We start from the raw sequence: 26,519 nt of genomic DNA on the forward strand, positions 1-26,519 counted from the left end.
CGTGCTGAGCACCCGCTCGCTCTTCGACGAGATCTACCGGAACGACCAGGCGTATCAGCTGTTCTGCAGCATCGCGGCCGGCGGCGAGGACCAGGGCGGCTGGGAGAACGAGCGGATCGCCGCGCTCACCCGGGACCCGGTCCTCGCCCCGAAGGTCGCCCGGCACGGTGCCGACGAACGCAAGCACGGCCGGATCTTCGCCGGGCTGCTGCACAAGCGCGGCCTGCCCAGGGTGCCCGTGCCGGACGAGGCGGACTACTGCATGCTGCTGGAGCGCCAGGGCATCGGCCTCTCGCACGAGCGGCTGAACAGCGACGTCCCGCTGACCGACCGCGAGATCATCACCTACCTCGCCCACAGCCGGGTCACCGAGCAGCGCGCCGCCGAGCAGATGCGCCAACTGGTGAGGGTGTACGAGCACAACCCCGACCTCGGCCGGGCGATGCGGATGATCTCCGCCGACGAGGACAACCACCTCGCCTACTGCCACGAGGAGCTGCTGCGGCTGGTCTCCGAGGGCCACGGCCCGTACATCCGGCACGCCCTGGAGACCAGCGCCCGCGGCGAGATCCGCACCCACCGGGACGTCGGCCTCGCCGTCACCGCCCGGATGGCCCGGATCCTGCGCTGGCCGCGCTGGCAGCTCGCCCTGGTCACCCTCGGGGTGCAGACGCTCTACCTGTACGACCGCGCCTACGGCTGGCGCCGGATGGTCACGCTGCGGATGCCCGAGCGCCGCAACGCCCTGGGCACCCCGGCCCCGCCGCACGCGGAGCACGAGGTGCTCTGAGCGGACCCCCGCCGACCGCCCTAGCGGCCGATGATGAGGCTCATCGCCTCGGCCCGGGTGGCAGGGTCGCGCAGCTGGCCGCGCACGCAGGAGGTGATGGTCTTGGCGCCGGGCTTGCGGATGCCGCGCATCGACATGCACATGTGCTCGCACTCGACCACGACGATGGCCCCGCGCGGCTCCAGGATCCGCATCAGCGCGTCGGCGACCTGACTGGTCAGCCGTTCCTGCACCTGCGGCCGGCGGGCGTAGACGTCGACCAGCCGGGCGAGCTTGGACAGCCCGGTGATCTTGCCACTGGTGGACGGGATGTACCCGACGTGGGCCACACCGCGGAACGGCACCAGGTGGTGCTCGCAGACCGAGGTCAGCTCGATGTCCTTGACCAGCACCATCTCGTCGTGGCCGAGGTCGAAGGTGGTGGTGAGGACGTCCTCGGGCTCCTGCCACAGGCCCGCGAATATCTCCTTGTAGGCACGCGCGACCCGGGCCGGCGTCTCCAGCAGGCCTTCGCGGTCCGGGTCCTCCCCGACGGCGAGCAGCAGCTCGCGGATGGCGTTCTCGGCCCGCTTCTGGTCGAAGGTACCGACGGCGGGCGGACCGTCGAACGTCACCGGGTCGATCATGCGGGCCTCGCTTACGTGTGGGAAGAGCTCTGGCGGAACAGCACGGATGCCGCGCCTCCAGGGTACAAACCCTGGTGACGCGGCATCCATTCCCTACGGAGTGGGGGTCAGCCCTCGGTCGGCGGCTCGGCCGGCAGCGGCGGGAGCTTCACGACGTCCACCGGAGCGCTCTCCACGGAGGCGGCGCCGTTGGTGAGCGCCAGCTCCTTCGGGGACTGCACCGGAGGCCGGGTGGACGGCGTGCGGCGGGCGGAGCCCGTCCAGGCCGGCCGGGCCGGGCGCTTGACGATCGGGGCGAAGATCTCGGCGATCTGCTCCTTGTTCAGGGTCTCCTTCTCCAGGAGCTCCAGAACCAGGTTGTCGAGCACGTCGCGGTTCTCGACCAGGATCTCCCAGGCCTCGTTGTGCGCCGTGTCGATGAGCTTCTTGACCTCCTCGTCCACCAGCCCGGCGACCTCTTCCGAGTAGTCGCGCTGGTGGCCCATCTCGCGGCCCAGGAACGGCTCCGAGTTGTCCGAGCCGAACTTGATCGCGCCGAGGCGCTCGGTCATGCCGTACTGGGTGACCATGGCCCGGGCCGTCGCGGTGGCCTTCTCGATGTCGTTCGAGGCACCGGTGGTCGGGTCGTGGAAGACCAGCTCCTCCGCCGCGCGCCCGCCCATCATGTAGGCGAGCTGGTCGAGCATCTCGTTGCGGGTGGTGGAGTACTTGTCCTCGTCCGGCAGCACCATGGTGTAGCCGAGGGCCCGGCCGCGGGACAGGATGGTGATCTTGTGCACCGGGTCCGCGTTCGGGGAGGCCGCCGCGACCAGGGCGTGGCCGCCCTCGTGGTACGCGGTGATCTTCTTCTCCTTGTCGGACATGATCCGCGTGCGCTTCTGCGGACCGGCCACGACGCGGTCGATCGCCTCGTCCAGGATGCCGTTGTCGATCAGCTTCTTGTCCGAACGGGCGGTCAGCAGCGCCGCCTCGTTGAGGACGTTCGACAGGTCGGCGCCGGTGAAGCCGGGGGTGCGCTTGGCGACGGCCGACAGGTCGACATCGGGCGCGATCGGCTTGCCCTTCTGGTGCACCTTGAGGATGTCCAGCCGGCCCTGGAGGTCGGGACGCTCCACCGCGATCTGGCGGTCGAAGCGGCCCGGGCGCAGCAGCGCCGGGTCCAGGATGTCGGGGCGGTTGGTCGCGGCGATCAGGATCACGCCGCCCTTGACGTCGAAGCCGTCCATCTCGACCAGCAGCTGGTTGAGGGTCTGCTCGCGCTCGTCGTGGCCGCCGCCGAGGCCCGCGCCGCGGTGCCGGCCGACGGCGTCGATCTCGTCGACGAAGACGATCGCCGGGGCGTTCGCCTTGGCCTGCTCGAAGAGGTCGCGGACGCGGCTGGCGCCGACACCGACGAACATCTCGACGAAGTCCGAGCCGGAGATGGAGTAGAACGGCACGCCGGCCTCGCCCGCGACGGCGCGCGCCAGCAGGGTCTTGCCGGTACCGGGCGGGCCGTAGAGCAGCACGCCCTTGGGGATCTTGGCGCCGACGGCCTGGAACTTGGCCGGCTCCTGGAGGAACTCCTTGATCTCGTGGAGCTCCTCGACCGCCTCGTCCGCGCCGGCGACGTCGGCGAAGGTGGTCTTGGGGGTGTCCTTGGTGAGCAGCTTGGCCTTGGACTTGCCGAACTGCATGACCCGGGAGCCGCCGCCCTGCATCTGGTTCATCAGGAACAGGAAGACCAGGACGATGATCACGATCGGGAGCATCGACAGCAGCAGGCTGACGAAGGTGCTCTGCTTCTCCGGGCTGATGGTGTAGCCCTCGGCGAGCGTGCTCTGGTCCTTGTCGTTGACCTGGGCCTGGAGCTTGTCGGCGATGGCGACGCCCTGGTCGCCGATGTACGAGGCCTGGAACTTGGTACCGGACGGGGTCTTGCCCGTGCCGGAGCTGGGCAGCGTTGCGCCGTCCTTCAGCTGGATCTTGATCGTGTTCGAGTCACCGGTGGTGATCTGCGCCGACTTGACGTTGTGCGCGTCGATCGCCGCGACGACCTGACCGGTGTCCACCGTCTTGTAGCCGTTCGAGTCCGAAACGACCTGCATCAATACGATGACGGCGAGGACGGCCAGCACGATCCACATGATCGGCGCACGGAAGTATCGCTTGACGTCCATCCATGCGGGGCGTTGCCGCCCCGTCCCTCCTGCCACTCAACGGCGCCGGGAGGCTGTTGGGCCGCGGCGCATCCGATTGGTGCTCATGTGAAGAGCGGTTTATTGGACCGTACCGCAGTCGAACCCACCCATGGCGGGAGCACGGCGACACGGCTTTGGTTCTTTGTCCCCCCGGGACAACGGGCGGGAACGGCCTACTGTTCCCGCCCGTCGCCCGAACGGGGCCTCAGCCGCCGTAGACGTGCGGGGCGAGGGTCCCGATGAACGGAAGGTTGCGCAGCTTCTCCGCGTAGTCCAGGCCGTAGCCGACCACGAACTCGTTGGGGATGTCGAAGCCGACGTACTTCACGTCGATCTCGACCTTGGCCGCGTCCGGCTTGCGGAGCAGGGTGCAGACCTCCAGCGAGGCCGGGCCGCGCGAGCCCAGGTTGCCCAGCAGCCAGGACAGCGTCAGACCGGAGTCGATGATGTCCTCGACGATCAGGACGTCACGGCCGGCGATGTCGGTGTCCAGGTCCTTCAGGATCCGCACCACACCGGAGGACTTGGTGCCCATGCCGTACGAGGAGACGGCCATCCAGTCCATGGTGACCTGCGAGTGCAGGGCCCGGGCGAGGTCGGCCATGACCATCACGGCCCCCTTGAGGACGCCGACGATCAGCAGGTCCTTGCCTGCGTAGTCCCGGTCGATTCGCTCGGCCAGCTCCAGGAGCTTGGCGTCGATCTCGTCCTTGCTGATGAGCACCTTCGCGAGGTCAGCGCCCATGTCGTTCTGGTCCACCGGGGATACGTCCTCAAACGTTCGGGGTCTTTGTGGCCGGCGGTCGGCTCCCCCGGGGCATGCCTCGCCCGTCAGTCGCCCTGCCGCCGAAAGACCAGCGTGCCACACCTGCGGGTGGCCTCGACGCCCCCGGGTAGGTGCAGCGGGCCCTGTCCGCGCCATCCGGTGACCAGCAGGTCGATCGTCTCCAGGTGCCGGGCGAAGAGGTCCCCGGCCGGGCAGCCCGCCCGCAGCGCGGCCCGGCGCAGCACCCGGCGGCGCACCGCGGGCGGCAGTTCGGCCAGTTTCACCGCGTCCAGGGCCCCGTCGCCCGTACGGAGGTCGCGTTCGGCCAGGGAGGCCCACTGGTCGAGGGCGTCGGCGTCGTCGCGGAACAGCCGGGCGGTGCGGGCCAGCGCCTCGACCACTCCACCGCCCAGGTGCTTCTCCAGGACGGGCAGCACCTCGTGGCGGACGCGGGAGCGGGTGTAGGCGGGATCACAGTTGTGCGGGTCGTCCCAGACCGGGATCGACTGGGCGGCGCAGGCCTGCCGGGTGGCCGCCCGGTCCAGCTCCAGCAGCGGGCGGCGGTAGCGGCCCTTCTGGGCGGGCATCCCGGCCAGCGAGCGCGCGCCGGAACCGCGGGCCAGGCCCAGCAGCACGGTCTCGGCCTGGTCGTCCCTGGTGTGGCCGAGCAGCACCGCGATCGCACCGTGGCGGTCGGCGGCCTCGTCCAGGGCGGCGTAGCGGGCGTCCCGGGCCGCGGCCTCCGGGCCGCCGGCGCGGCCGACCCGCACCGGGACCGCCTCCACCGGGTCGAGGCCGAGCGTGCGCAGCCGGTCGGCCACCTGGGCGGCGCGCTCGGCGGAGCCGGCCTGGAGGCCGTGGTCGACGGTGACGGCGCCGACCCGCAGGCCGATCTTGGGGGCCTCGAAGGCGGCGGCGATGGCCAGCGCCATCGAGTCCGCGCCACCGCTGACGGCGACCAGGACCAGCGGCGAGCCGGGCGCGGCCGGGGTCCGGGGCAGCCCGGAGGGATGGCGCGCGGCGTTGCCGATCAGGGTGGTGCCGACCGCGGCACCCACCAGCGGCGCCCCGGCCGGGCGCTCGCGGGGCTCGCGCGCGGGCGCGGTGAAGGTGGAACCGGCCTCGGCGGCGAGGTCGGTGAGCGTACGGCGAACGGCCAGGCGTATCGCGGCGACGGCGGGGTGAGGGCCCACGGCGGAAGACTCCTCGGCGGAGGGGGGACAGGACTCGCGGCGGACGCGGCGGGGACCGCGCACCGGCATGAACGCCCGGTTACGGGGCGCTCACAGATGGTGGCAGATAGTGGCCACCCACTACGCCGCCCGCGCGCCCGCTGGCACCACCGTCCCACGTTCGGGTGAATGAAGAAACGCTTCTTCATCCGTCGTACGGCCGATTGGACCACTCGTACGAGCGGGTTTGACCGGCGCGCGCCGCTTGCCGTCCAGCTCCCGGCGCGCCCGCGTCACGACCGCGCGCTCAGCGGGCCACCCGGGCCACCCAGGCGGCCGGATCGTGGATCTCCTCCTTGGTCGGCAGGGTGTTCGGGGAGGTCCACACCCGGTTGAACCCCTCCATGCCGACCTGCTCCACGACCCCGCGCACGAACACCGCGCCGTCCTGGTACTGGCGCAGCTTGGCGTCCATGCCGAGCAGCCGCCGCAGCACCAGGTCGAGCCGGTTGGCACCGCGGTCCCGGCGCTGCTGGAACTTCTCCCGGATCTCGGCGACCGTCGGCACCACGGCCGGCCCGACGCCGTCCATCACCACGTCCGCGTGGCCCTCCAGCAGCGACATCACGGCCGTCAGCCGGCCGAGGATCTCGCGCTGCGCGGGCGACTGGACGACCTCCAGCAGGTTCCCGGACGAGGCACCCTCCCGGCTTCCGCCGCCCGGCAGGCCACCGAGCGAACCCGCCGCGTCCCGCAGCCGCTCCAGCAGGGCACCCGGGTCGACGTCCGTCTCGGCGAGGAAGGACTGCACCTCGGACTGGATGTGGTCACGCAGCCACGGCACCGCGGTGAACTGCGTCCGGTGCGTCTCCTCGTGCAGGCAGACCCAGAGCCGGAAGTCGGACGGGTCGACGTCCAGCTCCCGCTCGACGTGCACGATGTTCGGCGCCACCAGCAGCAGCCGGCCCGGCCCGGGGCCGTCCGGCCCCAGCCGCGGCTTGTCGAACAGCGCGGCCGGGCTGTCCGGCGCCTCCAGCGGGGCCTCGGCCGGGGCGAAGGTCTCGTACTGGCCCAGCACCTTGGTGGACAGGAACGCCAGCAGCGCCCCGACCTCGATCCCGGTGGCCTTCTCGCCCACCGCCCCGAACATCCCGGCCGCCGCGCTGTTCGCCCGGCGCGCCTGGAGCTTCTCCACCAGCGGCTGGACGACCGTCCGGAAGCCCGCCACGTTCGCCCGGATCCACCCGGGGCGGTCCACCACCAGCACCGGCGTCGCCACGGCCTGGGACAGGCCGGACGAGCGCATGCCGGTGAACGCCCGCACGTGCTCCTCCGCCGCCAGGGCGTGCCGGCGCAACTCGGCGACCACCGCCGCCGCTTCCTCCCGGCTCACTTCCGGACCCGGCCGCACCAACCTGGTCGCGGTTGCGACCGCGAGGTTCCAGTCGACCATGTCAGCACCGCCACTCGCGCTCGTCATGCCCTCACCGTACGTGCTCCCCACCGCCAACGGCAGCCACCCGCCGCCAACACCTCTCCACCGAGGGCCCCGGCGCACCGCCCCGGCCACGGCCGGGCACCGGCGGGGCCTCCCCGCGCCCGACGGAGCGCCCGACAGAGCGCCCGACGAGGCACCCGACGAACGGGGGCTGACGGCCGCCCGCCCGTGGCACCGCCGCCGGACGCCGGGTCAGTGGCAACCGCAGGTGGTGAGGCGGGCGGCCACCCGGTCCATGGCGGCGCGGGCGGTGTCGGCGGGGGCGGTGGTGCGGGTCATGACGGCGAAGGCGAGCAGCCGACCGTCGGCGTCGACGGCGGTGCCCGCGAGCGTGTTGACGCCGCTGAGGGTGCCGGTCTTGGCGCGGATCAGGCCGGCCGCGTCGGCGGCGCCGGACCCGGAGCCGTAGCGCTTGTTGAGGGTGCCGGTGAAGCCGGCGACCGGGAGGCCGGTGAGCACCGGGCGCAGGGTGGGGTGCTGTTCGGAGGCGGCCAGCACGAGCAGTCGCACCAGGACGGCGGGCGGGATCGCGTTGCCCGGGTGCAGGCCGCTGCCGTCGTTGAGGACCGCGTTGCCCATCGGCACGCCGAGCCGGGTGAGTTCCTGGGTGACGGCGGCCGCGGCGCCCTCGAAGCTCGCCGACTGGTGGGCGGCGATGGCGACCTGACGGGCGATCGCCTCGGCGAGCTGGTTGTCGGAGGTGGTCAGCAGGCGTTCGACCAGCCGGGAGACCGTCGGCGACCGGACGTCGGCGAGGGGTATCGCGCCGGAGGGGGCCGGGGCGGCGGCGGGCGCGACCTTGCCCGTCACGGCGACGCCCCGGGCCCTGAGCAGCGCGGCGAAGGCCTCGGCGGCCGCGGCCGCCGGGTCGGCGACCCGGTCCGGCGCGTCCTCCCGGCTCTTCGGGTCCACCCTGCCCTCGTCCACCATCAACGGGACCACCAGGGCGATGTTCTGCGCGTCGTGGTTGCGGTGCTGCGGGCTGCCCGCGTACAGCGACAGGTCGTAGTCCAGCCGGACCGACGTGACGCCGATGTTCTTGAGGCCGTCGGCGGTCTGCTGGGCGAGGAGGTCCAGCGAGGCGGGGGCGGTGTCGGCGTCGGCCGGCTGCCCGCCGATCTGCACCTGGTCGGCGGGCAGGGCGGTGAGCGTCGGGTCTCCGCCGCCGACCAGGGTGATCGCGGACGGGTCCGCGCCCCGGACCACCCGGGTGTGCAGCCGGGTGTCGCCCGGGATGAGAGACAGGGCCGCGACCGCGGTGGCCAGCTTGGTGGTGGAGGCGGGGGTGGCCGGGGTGTTCTCCCCCGAGCCGTACAGGAGTTGGCCGGTGCCGGCGTCCGCGACGGCGACGGTGACCTCGCCGAGGCTCCGGTCGGCGAGGGCGGCGGCGAGCGCCTGCTGGAGGCCCTGGGCGGTGGGGACGGCGGCGCCGGCACCGCCCTCGACGGCGGCCAGGACGGTGCCCGGCGCGGGGGCCGGGCGTGTGCCGGGAGCGTCGCTGCCGGCGGCGGTGGGCGAGGTGGCGCCCGGTTGCGCGGCCCGGCGGGCGGGCGTGGTGCTCGGACCCGCGCTCGGGCTGTCGCCCGGCCGGGACTTGCCGCCCTTCCCGTGGTCGTCCTTCTTCCCGTCGCGGCCGCCCTGCCCGTCGTGGTCCCCGTCCTCGCCCTGCCCGGCGCTGTGCCCGCCCGGCGACGGGGACGGCTGCGCGTACGCACCACCCGAGGTCAGGACCGTACCGACGACCAGCAGCGCCGCCCCGAACAGCCCCGCGGCTGTCCCCCCGCGGCGGCGCGCCGCCCCTCCCCCTGCTCGCACCGACCGGCCCCTTTCCCGAGCACTCACTCCCGTAGGAGACACTTGGATTCTGTCAGTCCCTACCTTGGAGGAACCGTTGGAGTTCGACGTCCTTATCGAAATCCCGAAGGGCTCTCGTAACAAGTACGAGGTCGACCACGAGACCGGCCGTCTGCGGCTCGACCGGATGCTCTTCACCTCGACCCGCTACCCGGCCGACTACGGCTACGTCGAGGGCACGCTCGGCGAGGACGGCGACCCGCTGGACGCCCTGGTCATCCTGGACGAGCCGACCTTCCCGGGCTGCCTGATCAAGTGCCGCGCCATCGGCATGTTCCACATGACCGACGAGGCCGGCGGCGACGACAAGCTGCTCTGCGTCCCGGCGACCGACCCGCGCTGGGAGCACCTGCGCGACATCCACCACGTGTCGGAGTTCGACCGCCTGGAGATCCAGCACTTCTTCGAGGTCTACAAGGACCTGGAGCCGGGCAAGTCCGTCGAGGGCGCCAACTGGGTCGGCCGCGCCGAGGCCGAGGCCGAGGTCACCGCTTCGATCAAGCGTCTGGCGGAGCAGGGCGGCCACTGAGCCGTCGTTCCGATCTCTCATTCGATCGAGGGCGGTTCGAGGTAGGTCGGGACAGCCAGGGGCCGGGGCTCGCGGATTCCTCCGCGGGCCCCGGCCCCTGTCGTGTCCGAACCCGGCCGGTGCCGGGGAGGTCAGTCCTCCAGCCGGAAGCCGACCTTGATGCACACCTGGTAGTGCTTGATCCGGCCGTCCTCCAGGTGGCCCCGGACCTGTGAGACCTCGAACCAGTCGAGGTTGCGCAGCGTCCGGGAGGCCCGCTCCACCCCGTTGCGGATCGCGGCGTCGACGCTCTCGGTCGAGGACCCGACGATCTCGGTCACCCGGTACACATGGTCGGTCATGGCGGACTCCTCAGCTGTGCGACGGCCCCCGGTCCACCGTGCACCGGCCCGGGTCCGCCCGCACCCCGACGGCCCCCGGGACAAGGGGCTCCGGAAGGCCGCCCGCACCCCGCCGGGCAGCGGCCCTAGAAGGCCGCCCGCACCTCGCCGACCGGCACGCCGCCGCCGAGCAGCGGAGCCGCGCCGATCCGCTCGACGGTCCCGTCCGCCCCGGCCACCCCGAGCCGGCGCAGCGCGGCCGCCAGCACCGGACCGCGGGCCCGCTCGGCGCCGTCCTCGATCTTGAAGGCCAGCGCCCGCCCGTCCGGCAGCGCGACCACCTGGACGGCCTCGGCGCCCATCTTGGACAGCGCGCCCGGCACCGCCCGCATCAGCCAGGTGTCGGCCCGGCGGGTGCCGGCCACGTACTCGGGGTGGGCGCGCATCGCGTCGGCGACGCGGCGCGGCCCGGTGCCCTCGGCGGCCAGCACGAGGCCGCGGTAGCCGCGCGCCAGGCCGGTCAGCGACACGGCCAGCAGCGGCGCTCCGCAGCCGTCCACCCCGGCGTGCACGGCGGTCTCGCCGGTGGCCTCCTCCAGGGCCTCGCGGGCCAGGAGCTGGATCGGGTGGACCGTGTCGAGGTAGCTCGCGGTGTCCCAGCCGTTGGCGGTGCAGGCGGCCAGCCAGCCGGCGTGCTTGCCGGAGCAGTCCATCAGGATCGGGGCGCGCCCGCGGCCCGCGGCGAGCAGCAGCTCCGCCTCGGTCTCGTCCAGCGGGAGGTCGGCCGGGGTGCGCAGGGCCGACTCGTCGAGCCCGGCGGAGCCGAGGATGCTCCGCACACCATCGAGGTGAAACGATTCTGCAGAGTGGCTGGAGGCCGCCAGCGCCAGCAGCTCGCCGCCGATCGCGAGCCCGGCCCGCAGCGTGGCCACCGCCTGGAACGGCTTGGCGGTCGACCGCGGGAAGACCGGGGCGTCCGGGTCGCCGAGCGCGAACTCGACCGAGCCGTCGGCCGCGAGCAGCACCAGGGAGCCACGGTGGCGGCCCTCGACGAAACCGGAGCGCACGACCTCGGCGAGAACGGGCGCGGTGACGGGCAGGGACATGACGGATGAGCCTTCCGGGGGCGAGGGTGGGCCGGGAGCGAGCCGGGTCCCACCGCCCGCGGTGACTCACCCGGTCAGAGCGGCCCACCTGCGAGTAGGTCGTCGACCCGTGCCTCCCCATCACGGTACCTGCGGGTGATCTCGGCATTGCAACCGTCGGCCGTGCGCAGCAGCCGCTGGCGCCGTCCGGACACCTCGCGCTCGTGCGCCCGCAGCCGCTCCAGGGCGGCCAGCAGCTCCTCCGCCGGGTGCGCGGCCAGGTCGGCGAGCTGGACGTCGCCCATCAGCGCGTCCGCCTCCAGCCGGGACTCCTCGGTGCGCGGCGGGCCGAGGGTGACGTGCCGGGCCGAGCGCCGCACGGTGGAGGGCGCGTCGGTCAGGATGGCCGGCAGCCGGTCCAGCAGGTCGCCGGAAACGAGGTCGGGGCCGGACGGGCCGGCCGTACGGACCGGGCCCACCCCGGGCCGCCGGTCGAGTTCCGCGCGCAGGATGTCCATCCGCCCGTGCAGCAGCCGCCGCAGGTAGGACAGGTCGGCCTCCTGCTCCAGGGTCTCCCGGCGCAGCACCCGCAGCTGCTCCAGGCCCAGCCGCTCCAGGTCGGGCTCGTCCTCCACGCCCGCCGCCGGACCGTACGGGCCTCCCGGGTCCCGCACCACCGGCCCGAACCGGTCCCGCGCCGCGCCGCTCGCGTCCATCACCCAACCACCTGACGTCGTCCGATCCCGCCCGCTCGCGGCACCCCGTCCCTGCCGCCGGTCCGGCCCGGCCCCCGACGGGCCGGGCGTCCCGTCCACCGGCACCCCCGGGAACCCCGGGAGGGTCCGGTCCCCGGCCGCGACCGCCCACCGGGCGGCACCGCCAGACGCCTGACCTACCGGCTCGACCGCCCGGCCGAACCCGGCCCGGCGCGGCGGACCTCCTGGCGCCCCGGACCCTTCGTACGGTCCACCAGCGTGCCACCCCTCCCGGCGCGCGCGCACCGCCCGTGCACCCGAACGGCCCCCTGGCGAACGGGGGTGGCTGATATGACCGGTCCTTTTCGCAGGGAGAGCGGCGCCCGATTCAGCGCAGGCGCGCACTCCAGGGCGTGCACGACCTTTGCGCACGCCCCTGGTGTGCGCCCCGAGGAGGCCACTGGGGCGGACGGGAAGGGTGCGGCGGGCGCCCGGGGCACGGCCGACACGCGGCGGCGGACGCCCCTCGGGGGCCCTCCCGGGGGCCCCGCGGCGCTCCGGCACAATGGCGGCATGCGAGCAGTGGTGCAGCGAGTGACCGAGGCCCGGGTGACCGTGGCCGGTGAGACCGTCGGCGCGATCGAGGGGCCCGGGCTCTGCGTCCTGGTCGGCGTCACCCACGACGACACCCCCGCCAAGGCCGCCCAACTGGCCCGCAAGCTCTGGACGCTGCGGCTGCTGCCCGCGAACGACGAGGGCGTCGAGCAGAGTTGCTCCGACCTCGGCGCCCCGCTGCTGGTGATCAGCCAGTTCACGCTCTACGGCGACGCCCGCAAGGGCCGCCGCCCCACCTGGAACGCCGCCGCCCCCGGCCCGGTCGCCGAGCCGCTGGTGGACGAGGTGGTGGCGCAGCTGCGCGCGCTGGGCGCCAAGGTGGAGACGGGCCGGTTCGGCGCCGACATGCAGGTGGCGCTGGTGAACGACGGCCCGTTCACCGTCCTCGTCGAGGTCTGACCGCGTCGGGGCCGGGCGGCCCCGGCCGCGCGGCCGTCTACTGGGGGACGATCACGTCCTGGGTGCCCGGCACCGTCCCGGCCAGCAGCACGGCGTCCACCGGGACGTTCCGCTTGACGATCGCCAGCGCGATCGGCCCCAGCTCGTGGTGCCGGGCCGAGGAGGTCACGAAGCCCAGCGCCCGCCCGTCCGGGTCGGTGGCCAGCCGCACCTCGGTGCCGTGCGCGGGCAGCGTCTCCTCGGTGCCGTCCAGGTGCAGGAAGACCAGCCGGCGCGGCGGGCGGCCCAGGTTGTGCACCCGGGCGACGGTCTCCTGGCCGCGGTAGCAGCCCTTCTGGAGGTGGACGGCGGTGCGCAGCCAGTCCACCTCGTGCGGAATGGTCCGGTGGTCGGTCTCGAAGCCCAGCCGGGGCCGGTGGCCCTCGATCCGCAGCGCCTCGTACGCCCAGACCCCGGCCGCCGGGCCGTACCCGGCGGTGAGCCGCTCCAGCTCGCCGCGCGGCACGAACAGGTCACGCCCGTACGGGAGTTCGCGGACGGCGGCGGCGCCCTCGACGGCGGCGGTGGAGCCGGCCGGCAGGTGGACCACGGCGTACTCGGCGGTCGCGTCGGCGACCTCCACCCGGTAGAAGAACCTCATGCTGTCCAGGTAGGCCACCAGCGCCTCCTGGGTGCCCGGCTCGACGTGCGCCCAGGTGGTGGTGCCGTCGTCCACCAGGTAGAGCGCGTGCTCGACGTGCCCGTTCGGGGAGAGCACCAGCGCCTCGGCGGCCTGCTGCGGCGGCAGCTCGCTGACGTGCTGGGTGAGCAGCAGGTGCAGCCAGGAGAGCCGGTCCGCGCCGGTCACGGTGACCACGCCGCGGTGCGAGAGGTCCACGAAGCCCGCACCCTGCGACAGGTTGCGTTGCTCGCGGAAGATGTCGCCGTAGTGGGCGGCGACGCCTTCGTCGGCCCCCTCGGCGGGGACGGCTCCGGGCAGGGAAAGCAGCGGGCTCTTCACACCGGTCATACCGGCCAGCTTACGACCGCCCCTCGGCGAGCTTGGCGGTGCAGTCCGCACAGCGGCCGAAGATCGCGAAGTGCTTGAGGTCGGTGTCGAAGCCGTACCGCTCGCGCAGGCCGTCGACCAGCGGCTGGGCGATCTCGGTGCCGGTCTCGGTGACCTGCTCGCAGTCCCGGCAGACCAGGTGCAGGTGGTGGTGGCGGCCGGCCAGGTGGTACGTCGGGGCGCCGTGGCCGAGGTGGGCGTGCGAGACCAGGCCCAGTTCCTCCAGCAGCTCCAGGGTCCGGTAGACGGTGGAGATGTTGACGCCGCTGGCCGTCCGGCGGACGTGGCAGAGGATGTCGTCGGGGGTGGCGTGGTCGAGTTCGTCGACGGCCTCCAGCACGAGCTGGCGCTGCGGGGTGAGCCGGTACCCGCGTTCGCGCAGGTCGGCCTTCCAGTCGCCGGATAGCTGCCAGTCGGTGGTGCCGGTGTCCGCCACGGTACTGTCCCTGCCAATGGTCGGGGGTCCTGGATGCAAGTGTAGGGACCGGCCGCGGGCCGGTCCCTACCTCGTGCACCGAAGTGCCGGTCGTGCGACCGGCCTACTTGAAGAACGCGATGCCGTCGTCCGGCAGGTCGTTGATGTCCTTGATCAGCTGGGCGGGGCTGAGCACCTTCTTCAGCTGCGCGGACATGTACGGGCGCAGCGGCACGTTCGGGGCGGCCTTCTCGCCGACCCAGAGCAGCTCGCCGTTGACGAAGCCGTACAGCCGCTTGCCGCCCGAGTACTCCGGGGAGCCCTCGATCCGGGCGACGGCGTCGGTGGAGACGTCGACCTGGGGCTTGCCGTCGGCCAGCTCGCCGTACCAGATCTCGACCGTGCCGTCGTCGCGGACGGAGGAGATCTCGATCCCCCGGGCGCCGCTGGTGCCGTCGTGGTTGCTGGTGATGCGCCAGAACGCGTGCTCGTTCTCCAGCGGACGGACCTTCTCGCCCTCCTCGTTCAGCACCCAGGTGCGGGAGCGGAACTCCAGGAAGGGGCGGCCGTCGTGGCGGATCACGATCTCCTGGCCGAAGTTGCACTTCTCCGCGCCGGGGCCGCTTTCACCCGGTAGAGGGGCGAAGACTCCCGCGCCCTCCCAGGTGCCGAGGAGGAAGGCGAGCGGGACGACGTCCCTGTGGAGGTCAGAGGGGATCTCGATCATGTTCCTGGTCGCTGTTCTCGTCGGTGTGGGACTGCCTCAACCGTACGGCAGGCTCAGCGCTGGCCCTGGTACAGCTTCATCACCGAGAAGATGGCGAACCAGGTGATCAGCACGGCCATGAGGGCCAGCAGACCGTCGAAGAAGATTTCCAGACCGGACACGGGGGGCTCCCAGGCGGCGACAGTGTGGTGGATTTTGCTCCGCTCACTCTATCCGCCGGGTTCCGGGCGGTCGCGGTGAGCCCCACCACGTCGCGGTTCGCGCCGCCTCCCCGCCGTGTTCCCGCCGCCTCCCCGGCGCTGCCCAAGCTTTGCCCAAGGGTTCCGGGGATGCCGGACGGCGGGGGTGGCGGGCGCTCTATGGTGGCGCCATGTCGAAGAAACTGGTCATCAAGGTCACCGCAGGGGCGGACGCGCCGGAGCGGTGCTCGCAGGCGTTCACGGTGGCGGCGGTGGCCGTCGCCAGCGGGATCGAGGTCTCGCTCTGGCTGACCGGGGAGTCCTCCTGGTTCGCGCTGCCGGGCCGGGCCGCGGAGTTCGAGCTGCCGCACGCGGCGCCGCTGCCGGACCTGCTGGAGTCGATCCTGGCGGCCGGCTCGGTGACGCTGTGCACCCAGTGCGCGACCCGGCGCGGGATCGAGCAGAAGGACACCGTCGAGGGCGTCCGCATCGCGGGCGCCCAGGTCTTCGTCAGCGAGATCATGGCGGACGGCGTCCAGGCGCTCGTGTACTGACGCCCGCCGGGCCCTACGGGCGTCGCTCGTGGTCGGGGCGGTCCCGGTCGTGGCCGGGTTCGTCCCACTTCGGGTCGTCCCAGCGCGGGTCCTCCCACCAGTCGTCGTCCGGGTCCCGCTTGTTGGCGAACACCGCGGCGGCGGGCGGGATGACCATCGCGACCACGCACATGCCGATCGCCGCGCCGACCGAGAAGAACCGCACCACGCCCCAGGCCATGACGAACAGGCCCAGGCACACGCCCATCATGGCGAAGTAGTAGCGACGCCGCCGCTTTGCCTGCACCCCTCCACGGTACGGCCGAGGGCCCCTGCGCGGCAGGGGCCCTCGGGGTGCTCCGGAGTCGTTCCGGCCAGGGTCAGACCGCGATCGCGACCTCGACGGCGGTGCCCTGGGAGGCCACCACCTGACGGTCCACGGTCTGGCCCGGCACCAGCGCGCGCAGGGTCCACTTGCCCGGGCGGGCGAAGAACCGGAACTGGCCGGTCGCCGAGGTGGGCACCTCGGCCGTGAACTCGTTGTTCTCGTCCAGCAGCCGGACGTAGCCGTTGACCGGCTCACCGTCGCGGGTCACCGAACCCTGGATGATCGTCTCGTTCGCCACGTCAACTCCTGCCAGGTCCGGGCCGCCGGCCTTCGCACCGCACATGTCTGTGATTTCCCTTCTGACTTACGGGTCGAGCCGGGGCTCAGTTGCTGCCGAGCTCGATCGGCACGCCGACCAGGCTGCCGTACTCGGTCCACGAGCCGTCGTAGTTCCTGACGTTCTCCTGGCCGAGCAGCTCGTGCAGCACGAACCAGGTGAGCGCGGAGCGCTCGCCGATGCGGCAGTAGGCGATGGTGTCCTTCGCCAGGTCGATGCCCTCGGCCTCGTACAGCGCCTTGAGCTCGTCGTCGCTCTTGAAGGTGCCGTCGTCGTTGGCGTTCTTGGCCCACGGGATGTTGCGGGCGCTCGGCACGTGGCCGGGGCGCTGCGACTGCTCCTGCGGGAGGTGCGCCGGGGCGAGCAGCTTGCCGGAGAACTCGTCGGGCGAGCGGACGTCGACCAGGTTCAGGTTGCCGATGGCGGCGATCACGTCGTCGCGGAAGGCGCGGATCGAGGAGTCGGCGGCCTGCGCCGTGTACGAGGTGGCGGGGCGGGCCGGCACCTCGGCGACCAGGTCGCGGGAGTCCAGCTCCCACTTCTTGCGGCCGCCGTCCAGCAGGCGGACGTCGCCGTGGCCGTACAGCTTGAAGTACCAGTAGGCGTACGAGGCGAACCAGTTGTTGTTGCCGCCGTACAGGACGACGGTGTCGTCGTTGGCGATGCCCTTGGCGCCGAGCAGCGCCTCGAAGCCGGCCTGGTCGATGAAGTCACGGCGGACCGGGTCCTGGAGGTCCTGCTTCCAGTCGATCCGGACGGCGTTGCGGATGTGGTTCTTGTCGTACGCGGAGGTGTCCTCGTCGACCTCGACGATGACGACCTTCGGGTCGTCCAGGTGGGCCTGGACCCAGTCGGCGTCGACCAGGACGTCGCTGCGGCTCATGGTGGTGATCTCCATCCGAGGGCGGTTGTGCGGAAGGTGCTGCTCAGGAGGGGTGCTGCAGGGGCCCGGGCAGGCGCGGTCCGAGAATCCGTCCGAATACTGGGACGAGAGGTTGGACCGGTGCGGCCGGGCGGTGAACTGCGGAGTACCTCGGGGACCACCCGCTCGCAGAGCCGGGCACGGTCACCGGGAAGATCGGCGGCGGGCGTCAACTGCCCTGCCGGGGCGCCGAGTCAGCGCATTCGACACAGACAGGCGGCCACGCGGCACAGGTCTACCGCCCGCCGCTTCGTGAGGTCCGTCTGTCGCTTCATGCCGACGATGCTAGGGACACCGGAGGCCCGCTGTCATCAACGTATCGAATAATGGGATCGAAACGACCGGATGATGGGATTCGCCCTCGGTGCGGCCCGCCGGGGCCCCGCCGGAGGCCCTCCGACGGCGCGCGCGGGGCGGAAACGACACCGCTCCGCGGTTCGCGCTGGACAGCGCGTCTCGCGGAGCGAAACGATTCGGCAGCGCCCGGCACGGGCCGGGATCAGCCCAGGAGCTTGACGTCCTTGCCGTCGAAGGTCAGCTGGAGGCCCTCCGGCAGCGGCGTCACACCGCCGCTCCCGCCCTCCTGGTCGGCCAGCTTCAGGCCGGCCGGCAGCGAGTCCAGGGTGAAGCTCATCGGCTCGACCTGCTGGCCGGTGGCACCGGCCACCATCCCCGCGAGCGAGCTCAGCCGGAAGCCGTCCACCGTCACGGTGTTGCCCTTGTTGTGCACGGTGCCCTCGCCGATCGCGATCGGCCCCAGCGCGGCCTTGACCTTGCCCGGGCCCGCGTAGGACAGGCTCAGCCGGGAGTTGCCGCCCACCGGCAGCTTGGCCCCGTGCAGCAGCTCGGAGGCGGGCGGCAGCAGCTGCGCGAGGTCCTGGTAGGAGATCACCCCGCTGCCGGTGCCGCTGTCCACCGTGGCACTGCTCATGCTGTCGCTCACCTTGACCCCGGAGAGCCGCGCCTTGAAGGAGTGCAGCGCCACCCGGTGGCTGCCGTCGCCGACGGTCAGGCCGTCCGAGGAGATCCGGACGTCGTCCAGCTTCTTCGACACCACCTGGGTGAGGAACGGGAAGCCCTCGATCGAGACGTCCGGGCGCTGGCTCATCCGGCCGCTCTTCACGATCCGGTCGGCGGCCTCGTCCTCGGCCACGCCGACCGCGATCCGGTCGGCGCCCAGCAGCAGGCCGGAGAGCACCACCAGGCCGATCGTGGCCTTCAGCCATCCGCGCATCGTGTCCCCCGTCGTCGCCGGTCGCTGTGGTCGTTCGTCGGTCGTCGTCAGTCGTCGTTCCACGGCGGTCGCAGGACACGTCCGCCCTCGCACGACCGTACGACGTCCGGCCCCGGAACATGGTTCCGGGGCCGGAATCCGACCTGGGGCGGAGCGGAAGGGTCAGGCCAGCAGCTCGGTGGCGATCCAGATCAGCGGCGCCGCCACCGCCAGCGGCAGCGCCACGCCCGCCGTCATGTGCACGAAACGGGACGGGAAGTCGTACGCCGCGACCCGGCGACCGACCAGCGCGCCCAGCCCGGCCAGCGCGCCGAGCGCCACCGGCGCCCCGACCAGCAGGCCCAGCGCCACCGCCGCGGCCAGGCCCAGCACCGGGCCCAGCTGCTTCGGCCCGGGCAGCGGCGCCGCGGCCAGCAGGGTGGCCAGCGCCACCGCACCCACCGCGGCGGGCACCCAGTCGGCCAGCAGCAGCGTGGTGCACAGCGCCGTCACCACGGTGGCCGAGCCGAGCACGGTCAGCGCGTAGAAGCGCTCCTTCGGGTCCGACGGGCGGAACGTCTGCAGCACCAGGACGAGCAGGAAGAACCCGCCCAGGGTGCCGACCACGGCCGCCACGCCACCGTCGGAGTCCGCCAGCAGCACCGCCGCGTCCGCCGTGAAGCCGGCCAGCGCGGCGAGCAGGATGCCCTGCCGGGCCGGCCACATGCCGTTCAGCCGGAACCAGCCGGCCGCCGTCAGCAGCTGGAGCAGCGCCACCACCAGGGCCAGCGCGACCTGGCCGAGCGCGGCGCCGCCGGCCAGCAGGGCGGCCGCGCCGGCGGTGATCAGGGCCGGCTGCAGGCCCGGATCGATGATCGGCGAGCCGGTCCGGCCGCGCGGGCCGGCGGGCGGGACCGCCTGCGGCGGGGCGGCCGCGTACGCCGGCGCGCCCTGGCCCTGCGGGCCGGGAAGGCCGGGGACGGGCGGACGCTTGAGCGTCATGGTCGGCGGGTCGAAGGCCTCCGCCGGCTGCGGCACGGGGGCCGGCTGCGGCGCCGGGGCCGCGTGCCTGGCCCGCGGCCTCGGCGGCTGCTGGAGCTGGATCGTCGGGTCCGGCTGGGGCTGCACCGGCTGCTCCGGCTGCCGCCGCCGCGGGTGCTGCGGGGCCTGCTGCCGGTACTGAGGCTGCTGCGGGGCCTGCTGCTGAGGGTGCTGCGGGGGCTGCTGCCGGTACTGAGGGTGCTGCGGGGCCTGCTGCTGGTACTGCGGCTGCTGCTGGTGCCGCGGCGGCGCGACCGGCGTCGAACCGGACACCACCACCGGCGGCAGCAGCGCCGTCGTCTCGGCGTCGTCCACCGCCGGCACCGGCGGCAGCAGGGTGGTCGCGGCCGCGTCGTCGAACGCCGGCACCGGCGGCAGCACCGCGGTCGCCGCGTCGTCCACCGGGTAGCCGTACGGCGGCTGCGGGCCGGGCTGCTGCGGCGGGAAGTACGGCTGCTGCCCCTGGGGCGGGTACGGCCGCTGCTGCGGGTGGGGCTGCTGCGGCCAGTCGCCGGAGCCGCCGCGGTTCGGGTTGTTCATGTCCGTCACGCCGCTCAGCCTCCCGCGAACGGCGGGAGGACCTCCACCGTCCCGCCCTCGGTCAGGGCGACGGCCGCGTGGTCGCGGCCGCCCACCTGGGCCCCGTCGACCAGGTACGAGCAGTGCCCGAGCAGCCGGACGAGCTTCGGCCGGTCGGCGTGCCGCTCCTTGGCCGCCGCCAGCGCCTGCGCCAGGGTCGCCGCCTCGTACGGCTCCTCGGCCAGCCCGGCCTCGGACTTCGCCGCCGCCCAGTAGCGGATCGTCCCGCGCACCCGGGCGCCGCTCGCGGGCTCGGTGGTCGCGCCCATCGGGCCACCCCTTCTCGTCGTCCTCGCCCGGCCCCGGTACCCCGGTCCGGCTCGCCACCGCGACGGCCGCCCGATCACCCGAACGATGGACCCGAACAGCGCCTCCGATGTGCGTCCCATGATGGCGTGTCCGCCACCACGAGCGGCAATCGCCCTGGCCGAACGGGCAGGCGGCACCCGGCGGCCTCCCACCGGACCGGCGCCGGGGGCGCCGGACCGGCGTTCGACGCTGTGTCCAGCCTCACCCGGCGTACGCCCGATTTGGGCGAACCGCCGGATTCGGGCACTCCCGGCCGCGGGGGCGGTCGGCTATCCTCGACCACCAAGAGGGATCCGGGCAGAGTCGCCCCCGGGTCCTTTTGTGCTTCCAGGACGCCAGTACGGACGTTCTTGCGATTCGTCGGCCCACCCCCGGCGCAGCGCAGGGACCGCCCCGCCTGACGCGGCACAACGACGTGCCCCGGCCGGCCCGGGGCATCGCCACCCGGCACCGGGCCGCCACCCGGCACCGGACAGACCGGAGGGTTCGCGGTGAGGGACAGGGCAGAAACGGTGCGCCAGGGGTTGCGGGACCCCCGGCCGACCCGCCGTCGCGCCCTGTACACCGTCCGCGCCCCCGGTTCGCCGCGGCCGACCGTCGTCCCCTCCTCCCCTCCAGCACGTGCGCCATCCGGCTGTGGCGGCAGCCGTAACGCGACCGCGACGACCCGGAAAGGGGACCACCGGGCATGAGTTCTCTCCTCCTCCTCACCAATGCGCTGCAACCCTCCGCAGAGGTGCTGCCCGCCCTCGGACTGCTGCTCCACAACGTCCGGGTGGCGCCCGCCGAGGGCGCGGCCCTGGTCGACACCCCCAGCGCGGACGTCATCCTGGTCGACGGCCGACGCGACCTGCCGCAGATCCGCAGCCTCTGCCAGCTGCTGCGCTCCACCGGCATCGGCTGCCCGCTGATCCTGGTGGTCACCGAGGGCGGCCTGGCCGCCGTCACCGCCGAGTGGGGCATCGACGACGTCCTGCTGGACACGGCCGGCCCGGCCGAGGTCGAGGCCCGGCTGCGGCTCGCCCTCGGCCGCCTGCAGGTCGTCACCGACGACAGCCCGATGGAGATCCGCAACGGCGACCTCTCGGTCGACGAGGCCACCTACTCCGCCAAGCTCAAGGGCCGGGCGCTCGACCTCACCTTCAAGGAGTTCGAGCTGCTCAAGTACCTCGCCCAGCACCCGGGCCGGGTGTTCACCCGGGCGCAGCTGCTCCAGGAGGTCTGGGGCTACGACTACTTCGGCGGCACCCGGACGGTCGACGTGCACGTCCGGCGGCTGCGCGCCAAGCTCGGCGTCGAGCACGAGCAGCTGATCGGCACCGTGCGCAACGTCGGCTACCGCTTCGTCGTCCCGGAGAAGCCCGAGAAGGGCGAACGGCCAGAGCTCACCCAGCGGCCCGCCCCCCTGGACGCCTGAGGCACGGGTCCGTCCGGCACCCGTCCGGGGCCGGACGGACCGCCGACCGCCCGGCTTGTCCGGTTCCTCCCGGAGCCGCCCGCCGGCCTGCCGGACAAGGCCTCAGGTCCCACTGCCGCCCCGGGGGCCACACGCGTAGACTCCCCCCGTGGCCAAAGTGACGCGCGACGATGTAGCCCGGCTGGCTGGTACCTCGACCGCGGTCGTCAGCTACGTCATCAACAACGGGCCGCGCCCGGTCGCGCCCGCGACCCGGGAGAAGGTCCTCGCGGCGATCGAGCAGCTCGGCTACCGGCCGAACAGCGTCGCCCAGGCGATGGCCTCCCGGCGCACCAACCTGATCGGCATGGTCGTCCCGGACGCCCGCCAGCCCTTCTTCGCCGAGATGGCGCACGCCGTGGAACGGGCCGCCTCCGAGCGCGGCAAGCTCGTGCTGATCGGCAACTCCGACTACGTGGACGACCGCGAGGTGCACTACGTCCGCGCCTTCCTCGGGATGCGCGTCTCCGGCCTGATCCTGGTCAGCCAGGGCCCCTCGCAGCGCGCCGCCGAGGAGTTCGCCGCCATGGAGGGCGCCAAGGTGGTGCTGCTGCACCGCCGGCCCGAGGCGATCGACGACGTCGCGGTGGTCACCGACGACGTGGCGGGCGCCGAGGCGATCGTGCGCCACCTGCTGGAGGTGCACGGACACCCGTACGTGGCCTGCTTCGGCGGCCCGGTCGAGTCCCCCGCCCCCGGCGACCCGGTCATCGACCACGTCGAGGGCTGGCAGCGCGCCATGGACGCCCACGGCATCCCCACCGAGCCGCACCTGATCGACGCGCCCTTCCACCGCTACGGCGCCTACGAGGTCGCGCTCGGCGTGCTCCGCTCGCCGGACCGGCCGCGGGCGATCTTCTGCTCCACCGACGACCAGGCGATCGGCGTGCTGCGGGCCGCCCGCGAGGTCGGCCTGCGGGTCCCGGAGGACCTCGCGGTGGCCGGCTTCGACGACGTGCCCGAGGCCGCGCTCGCCGACCCGCCGCTGACCACCGTCGCCTCCGACCGCGACGCGATGGCCCGGGCCGCCGTGGACCTGGTGCTGGACGACTCGCTGATGGTGCCGGGATCGGACACCGAGCGGGTCCGCACCTTCCCGTCCCGGCTGGTCATCCGCCGCTCCTGCGGCTGCGACGGCACCACCCCCGGCCGATCCGTAGCGGAGTAGCCGGTTCCGCTCGACAGGCGGCCTGACCAGGCTTTATGAGAACCCAACGGGCTTCTCTCCCCGTTCTGAGCCGGTTCTCATCCACTCCTCATGCACCGGGCCGAGCTTGGTCTGCATGAGCGAACAGCAGCAGCACCCCGGCGAGCAGTACGACCCGTACCAGCCCCACCGGCAGTACGACCCGTACCAGCCCCACCGGCAGTACGACCCGTACCGGGCGCACGAGCCCCGGGTGATCGAGGGCACCGTGCTCGGCGCCGGCCCGGCCCCGGACGCCCCCGGCACCACCGGCGGCGCCACCGCCGGGTACGGCTACCGCGAGGACCACTCCGACGGCGGCTTCGACGGACCGCCGCCGCCCCCGCCGATCCCGCCCGAGCCGCCCACGATCCTCGGCCCCGGCTCCCCCGAGGGCCCCGGCCACCACGGCGGCCGGGCCCGGCGCGGACTGCTGCGCGGCCGGCTCGCCATGGTCACCGCCGTCGCCGCGGTCGCCGCCGTCCTCGGCGGGGTCACCGGCGGGCTGGTCGCCGCCGACCGGCAGAGCTCCGACAACCGCGTCGGCACCATCGCCAGCCCGGTCTCCGCCCGCTCCGACGGCAGCGCCGACGTGGCCGCCATCGCCGCCGCCGTCTCGCCCAGCACCGTCCAGATCACCGTCAAGACCGGCAACGGCACCGCCACCGGCACCGGCGTCGTCCTGGACACCGACGGCCGGATCCTCACCAACTACCACGTGATCGACACCGCCGCGGCCGGCGGCGGCCGGATCACCGTCACCTTCAAGGACGGCTCCACCGCCCAGGCCACCGTCACCGGCACCGACAAGGCCCTCGACGTCGCCGTGATCACCGCGACCGGCGCGAAGAACCTCACCCCCGCCGTCCTCGGCGACTCCTCCACCGTCGCCATCGGCGACCCGGTGGTCGCCATCGGCAACCCCGACGGCCTCACCGGCACCGTCACCTCCGGCATCATCAGCGCCGAGAACCGCGACGTCACCGTCCAGCTCGACGAGGGCAGCACCAGCAACAACGGCGGCTTCGGCCTGCCCTTCCTGCCCGGCATGCGCGGCACCGCCCCGCAGTCCACCAGCGGCAGCACCACCACCTACAAGGCCTTCCAGACCGACGCCGCGCTCAACCCCGGCAACTCCGGCGGCCCGCTGATCAACGCCAACGGCCAGGTCATCGCCGTCAACTCGGCGATGTACTCGCCCGGCGGCTCCGGCTCCTCCGGCAACGGCTCGGCCGGCAGCGTCGGCCTCGGCTTCGCCATCCCGATCAACGACATCAAGCAGGTCCTGCCGAAGCTCGAAGCCGGACAGAGCCTGTGAGCCACACTCCCTGAGACGGACAATTGCTCCCAGCAGGCCCTCCAGCCGACGAGACCCCGACGAGAAAGGGCACCCGCCCATGACCCCGTCCGCCGACGACCGCACCACCGCCGAGGCCGCCCACCCCTGCGCCCGGCTCCTCGTGGTCGACGACGAACCCGCCCTCCGGGACGCCCTGGAGAGCAGCCTCGCCTTCGAGGGGTACGAGGTCGCCACCGCCACCGACGGCTACGAAGCCCTGGAGTCCGTCGAACGCGACCGGCCCGACCTCGTCCTGCTGGACATCATGATGCCCCGGATGGACGGCCTCACCGCCGTCCGCCGGATGCGCTCGCGCGGCGACACCGTCCCGGTGCTGATGCTGACCGCCCGCGACGCCGTCGGCGACCGCGTCACCGGCCTCGACGTCGGCGCCGACGACTACCTCGCCAAGCCCTTCGAACTCGACGAACTCCTCGCCCGCGTCCGCGCCCTGCTGCGCCGCAACGCCCTCGCCGCCGAGGCCGCCGCCCGCGCCGCCGTCGAGGACGAGAGCGAGGTGCTCGCCTTCGCCGACCTGCGGATGAACACCGCCACCCGCGAGGTCACCCGGGCCGGCAAGCCGATCGAGCTCACCCGCACCGAGTTCATGCTGCTGGAGATGTTCCTCTCCCACCCGCGCCAGGTCCTCACCCGCGAACAGATCCTCAAGGCGGTCTGGGGCTTCGACTTCGAGCCCTCCTCCAACTCCCTGGACGTGTACGTGATGTACCTGCGCCGCAAGACCGAGCAGGGCGGCATGCCCCGCCTGATCCAGACCGTGCGGGGCGTCGGCTACGCGCTGCGCCCGGCCTCCGGCACGAGCGCGTGAACAACGTCCCGCCCCCTCCGCTGACCCCTCCGTCGGCTCCGCCCCGCACGCCGGGGCTCCGGCGCCGCCTGGTCCACTGGTACCGCTCCCGCTCGCTGCGCGGCCGCCTCACCTTCCTGAGCGCGGCCGCGGTGGCGGTGGCCATCGCGCTCTCGGCGCTGGCGTGCTGGTTCATCGTGGAGAAGCAGCTGTACGGGCAGGTGCGGACGGACCTCCTCAGCGCACCGATGCCCCCCGCCCCCCGAGTCCTCCTGAGCTGCTACCCGACCGCGGACCAGGCCCTGGCGGAACAGCCGACGGGCCTCACCACGGAGAACGGCGGCGCGGTGGTCCGGGACACCCAGTACGTGGTGGCCGGCCCGACCGCCGTCTGCCTACCGCCGAACGCGAGCAAGGCCATCGTGGTCCAGCCGGGCGACCTGACCGGGTTCAAGCTCCAGAACGGCCAGTCGATCATCCGCGACGGCCGGTTCACCGACGGCACCCCGGCGGTCGTCCGCATCTCCTCGACCCACGGATCACGCCCGGCACTGCTGATGGTGGCCACCTCCACCCAGCCCATCGAGGAGTCCCTCCAGGGCCTCGCCATCCTCCTCGGCTCGGTCTCCGCCGGCGGCATCCTGCTCGCCGCCATCGCCGGCCGCCTGGTCGCCCGCTCCGCCCTGAAGCCCGTCGACCGGCTCACCGACGCCGTCGAACACATCGCCAGGACCGAGGAGGTCGGCACCACCATCCCGGTCCGCGGGGACGACGAGATCGCCCGCCTCTCCACCTCCTTCAACTCCATGAGCACCGCCCTCGCCAACTCCCGCGAGCGGCAGACCCGGCTGATAGCCGACGCCGGACACGAACTGCGCACCCCCCTGACCTCCCTGCGCACCAACGTCGACCTGCTGATCCGCAGCAACGACACCGGACGCCCGCTGCCCGCCGCGACCAAGACCAAGCTGCTCGGCAACATGAAGGCGCAGATGCAGGAACTCACCGTCCTGATCGGCGACCTGCTCCAGCTCTCCCGCCCGGACACCCCGAAGAGCGGTCCGGCGCCGACCGTGGTCGCCCTGCACGAGATCACCGGACGGGCCGTCGAACGGGCCGAGCTGCGCGGCCCGGGGCTGGTCTTCGAGACCGACACCGAGCCCTGGTACGTGCACGGCGACGCGGCCGGGCTGGAACGGGCCGTGATCAACCTGCTGGACAACGCGGTCAAGTACAGCCCGCCCGGCGGCACCATCGACGTCCGGCTGCACCAGGGCGTCCTGACCGTCCGCGACCACGGCCCCGGCATCCCGCCGGACGAGCTCCAGTACGTCTTCGACCGGTTCTGGCGCTCGCCGTCCTCGCGCCAGCTGCCCGGCTCCGGCCTCGGGCTCTCGATCGTCGCCCAGAGCATCCGGGAGGCCGGCGGCGAGGTCACCCTCGGCCCCGCCGCCGACGGCGGCCCGGGCGCGCTGGCCACCGTCCGCCTGCCCGGCGGCCCCGCCCCGGAATGACGGAAGGGCGGGTGGGAGCGCCCCGACAGCGCTCCCACCCGCCCCATGGCCGGCTC

28 protein-coding genes are annotated in these 26,519 nt (G+C 73.3%); 9 read left to right on the forward strand and 19 right to left on the reverse strand.

The features are described 5' to 3' along the window. Position 1 precedes the first annotated feature (1 nt). Positions 2–790 carry a ferritin-like domain-containing protein gene (locus ACGF13_RS33620; RefSeq protein ID WP_392882592.1) on the forward strand — a complete coding sequence of 263 codons (789 nt, stop codon included), beginning with the start codon at positions 2–4 and terminating at the stop codon, positions 788–790. A gap of 20 nt (positions 791–810) precedes the next feature. On the opposite strand, the gene folE is transcribed toward ACGF13_RS33620, so the two are convergent. From folE to dacB, 6 genes are all read right to left on the reverse strand, one after another. Beyond that, entirely contained in the window at positions 811–1,416 is a 606-nt protein-coding gene (folE, locus tag ACGF13_RS33625; RefSeq protein WP_049654054.1) for a GTP cyclohydrolase I FolE, read from the reverse strand. 107 nt (positions 1,417–1,523) lie between these two features. Beyond that, positions 1,524–3,575 (reverse strand): ATP-dependent zinc metalloprotease FtsH, encoded by a 2,052-nt coding sequence (gene ftsH, locus ACGF13_RS33630; RefSeq protein ID WP_392882595.1) that lies wholly within the window; start codon positions 3,573–3,575, stop codon positions 1,524–1,526. 226 nt (positions 3,576–3,801) lie between these two features. Further along, complete coding sequence (gene hpt / locus ACGF13_RS33635) at positions 3,802–4,356, reverse strand: hypoxanthine phosphoribosyltransferase (protein ID WP_030059589.1); 555 nt, start codon at positions 4,354–4,356, stop codon at positions 3,802–3,804. Between the two features lie 71 nt (positions 4,357–4,427). Next, complete coding sequence (gene tilS, locus ACGF13_RS33640) at positions 4,428–5,555, reverse strand: tRNA lysidine(34) synthetase TilS (protein WP_392882599.1); 1,128 nt, start codon at positions 5,553–5,555, stop codon at positions 4,428–4,430. 286 nt (positions 5,556–5,841) lie between these two features. Then, the gene (locus tag ACGF13_RS33645; protein WP_392882601.1) at positions 5,842–7,014 is read right to left on the reverse strand and encodes a zinc-dependent metalloprotease; all 1,173 of its coding nucleotides are present in this window, start codon (positions 7,012–7,014) and stop codon (positions 5,842–5,844) included. A gap of 210 nt (positions 7,015–7,224) precedes the next feature. Continuing rightward, positions 7,225–8,847 (reverse strand): D-alanyl-D-alanine carboxypeptidase/D-alanyl-D-alanine-endopeptidase, encoded by a 1,623-nt coding sequence (gene dacB / locus ACGF13_RS33650; RefSeq protein WP_392882603.1) that lies wholly within the window; start codon positions 8,845–8,847, stop codon positions 7,225–7,227. 76 nt (positions 8,848–8,923) lie between these two features. On the opposite strand from dacB, the gene ACGF13_RS33655 reads away from it, so the two are divergent. After that, positions 8,924–9,415: an inorganic diphosphatase gene (locus tag ACGF13_RS33655; RefSeq protein ID WP_030059594.1), complete on the forward strand. Its 492-nt coding sequence runs from the start codon at positions 8,924–8,926 to the stop codon at positions 9,413–9,415. Between the two features lie 131 nt (positions 9,416–9,546). Here ACGF13_RS33655 and ACGF13_RS33660 read toward each other — a convergent pair whose 3' ends face one another. From ACGF13_RS33660 to ACGF13_RS33670, 3 genes are all read right to left on the reverse strand, one after another. Continuing rightward, positions 9,547–9,756 carry a dodecin gene (locus ACGF13_RS33660; protein ID WP_030288965.1) on the reverse strand — a complete coding sequence of 70 codons (210 nt, stop codon included), beginning with the start codon at positions 9,754–9,756 and terminating at the stop codon, positions 9,547–9,549. A 125-nt stretch (positions 9,757–9,881) separates the two neighbouring features. Then, positions 9,882–10,841, reverse strand: coding sequence for an asparaginase (locus ACGF13_RS33665; RefSeq protein WP_392882606.1), 960 nt, complete (start codon positions 10,839–10,841; stop codon positions 9,882–9,884). Between the two features lie 74 nt (positions 10,842–10,915). Then, entirely contained in the window at positions 10,916–11,536 is a 621-nt protein-coding gene (locus ACGF13_RS33670; protein WP_392882705.1) for an ABC transporter substrate-binding protein, read from the reverse strand. Between the two features lie 552 nt (positions 11,537–12,088). On the opposite strand from ACGF13_RS33670, the gene dtd reads away from it, so the two are divergent. Next, on the forward strand, positions 12,089–12,529 hold the full coding sequence (gene dtd / locus ACGF13_RS33675) for a D-aminoacyl-tRNA deacylase (RefSeq protein ID WP_224283110.1): 441 nt from the start codon (positions 12,089–12,091) through the stop codon (positions 12,527–12,529). A 37-nt stretch (positions 12,530–12,566) separates the two neighbouring features. On the opposite strand, the gene ACGF13_RS33680 is transcribed toward dtd, so the two are convergent. The 3 genes from ACGF13_RS33680 to ACGF13_RS33690 form a co-directional block, all read right to left on the reverse strand. Next, positions 12,567–13,529: a YgfZ/GcvT domain-containing protein gene (locus tag ACGF13_RS33680; protein WP_392882708.1), complete on the reverse strand. Its 963-nt coding sequence runs from the start codon at positions 13,527–13,529 to the stop codon at positions 12,567–12,569. Between the two features lie 19 nt (positions 13,530–13,548). Then, positions 13,549–14,013 (reverse strand): Fur family transcriptional regulator, encoded by a 465-nt coding sequence (locus ACGF13_RS33685; RefSeq protein WP_392882609.1) that lies wholly within the window; start codon positions 14,011–14,013, stop codon positions 13,549–13,551. Positions 14,014–14,116: 103 nt separating this feature from the next. Further along, positions 14,117–14,719 carry an FABP family protein gene (locus ACGF13_RS33690; RefSeq protein WP_392882611.1) on the reverse strand — a complete coding sequence of 201 codons (603 nt, stop codon included), beginning with the start codon at positions 14,717–14,719 and terminating at the stop codon, positions 14,117–14,119. Positions 14,720–15,089: 370 nt separating this feature from the next. On the opposite strand from ACGF13_RS33690, the gene ACGF13_RS33695 reads away from it, so the two are divergent. Next, positions 15,090–15,452, forward strand: a complete 363-nt coding sequence (locus ACGF13_RS33695; RefSeq protein WP_392882614.1) for a DsrE family protein — start codon at positions 15,090–15,092, stop codon at positions 15,450–15,452. 13 nt (positions 15,453–15,465) lie between these two features. Here ACGF13_RS33695 and ACGF13_RS33700 read toward each other — a convergent pair whose 3' ends face one another. The 7 genes from ACGF13_RS33700 to ACGF13_RS33730 all read right to left on the reverse strand — a co-directional run bounded on the left by ACGF13_RS33700 (position 15,466) and on the right by ACGF13_RS33730 (position 20,120). Next, complete coding sequence (locus tag ACGF13_RS33700; protein ID WP_392882616.1) at positions 15,466–15,738, reverse strand: DUF3099 domain-containing protein; 273 nt, start codon at positions 15,736–15,738, stop codon at positions 15,466–15,468. A 73-nt stretch (positions 15,739–15,811) separates the two neighbouring features. Continuing rightward, complete coding sequence (locus ACGF13_RS33705) at positions 15,812–16,102, reverse strand: DUF1416 domain-containing protein (protein WP_030288989.1); 291 nt, start codon at positions 16,100–16,102, stop codon at positions 15,812–15,814. A 40-nt stretch (positions 16,103–16,142) separates the two neighbouring features. Beyond that, positions 16,143–16,979 (reverse strand): sulfurtransferase, encoded by an 837-nt coding sequence (locus ACGF13_RS33710; protein ID WP_392882618.1) that lies wholly within the window; start codon positions 16,977–16,979, stop codon positions 16,143–16,145. Positions 16,980–17,212: 233 nt separating this feature from the next. Next, complete coding sequence (locus ACGF13_RS33715; protein ID WP_350517234.1) at positions 17,213–17,293, reverse strand: Ms5788A family Cys-rich leader peptide; 81 nt, start codon at positions 17,291–17,293, stop codon at positions 17,213–17,215. 224 nt (positions 17,294–17,517) lie between these two features. Beyond that, a complete protein-coding gene (locus ACGF13_RS33720; protein ID WP_392882620.1) occupies positions 17,518–18,252 on the reverse strand; it encodes a DUF2993 domain-containing protein in 735 nt (244 codons plus the stop codon). A 162-nt stretch (positions 18,253–18,414) separates the two neighbouring features. After that, on the reverse strand, positions 18,415–19,821 hold the full coding sequence (locus tag ACGF13_RS33725) for a hypothetical protein (RefSeq protein ID WP_392882621.1): 1,407 nt from the start codon (positions 19,819–19,821) through the stop codon (positions 18,415–18,417). Positions 19,822–19,826: 5 nt separating this feature from the next. After that, entirely contained in the window at positions 19,827–20,120 is a 294-nt protein-coding gene (locus ACGF13_RS33730) for a MoaD/ThiS family protein (protein WP_392882623.1), read from the reverse strand. Between the two features lie 728 nt (positions 20,121–20,848). On the opposite strand from ACGF13_RS33730, the gene ACGF13_RS33735 reads away from it, so the two are divergent. The 5 genes from ACGF13_RS33735 to ACGF13_RS33755 all read left to right on the forward strand — a co-directional run bounded on the left by ACGF13_RS33735 (position 20,849) and on the right by ACGF13_RS33755 (position 26,463). Then, complete coding sequence (locus tag ACGF13_RS33735; RefSeq protein WP_392882625.1) at positions 20,849–21,577, forward strand: response regulator transcription factor; 729 nt, start codon at positions 20,849–20,851, stop codon at positions 21,575–21,577. 148 nt (positions 21,578–21,725) lie between these two features. Further along, on the forward strand, positions 21,726–22,784 hold the full coding sequence (locus ACGF13_RS33740) for a LacI family DNA-binding transcriptional regulator (RefSeq protein ID WP_392882627.1): 1,059 nt from the start codon (positions 21,726–21,728) through the stop codon (positions 22,782–22,784). A gap of 115 nt (positions 22,785–22,899) precedes the next feature. Beyond that, positions 22,900–24,120, forward strand: coding sequence for a S1C family serine protease (locus ACGF13_RS33745; protein ID WP_392882630.1), 1,221 nt, complete (start codon positions 22,900–22,902; stop codon positions 24,118–24,120). A 79-nt stretch (positions 24,121–24,199) separates the two neighbouring features. Further along, entirely contained in the window at positions 24,200–24,970 is a 771-nt protein-coding gene (locus ACGF13_RS33750) for a response regulator transcription factor (RefSeq protein WP_392882633.1), read from the forward strand. After that, on the forward strand, positions 24,967–26,463 hold the full coding sequence (locus tag ACGF13_RS33755) for an ATP-binding protein (protein ID WP_392882635.1): 1,497 nt from the start codon (positions 24,967–24,969) through the stop codon (positions 26,461–26,463). Before ACGF13_RS33750 ends, ACGF13_RS33755 begins: the two co-directional genes overlap by 4 nt. Positions 26,464–26,519: the final 56 nt, after the last annotated feature.

Origin of the sequence: Kitasatospora sp. NPDC048286, from assembly GCF_043201735.1 — a bacterium.
Taxonomy (GTDB): domain Bacteria; phylum Actinomycetota; class Actinomycetes; order Streptomycetales; family Streptomycetaceae; genus Kitasatospora.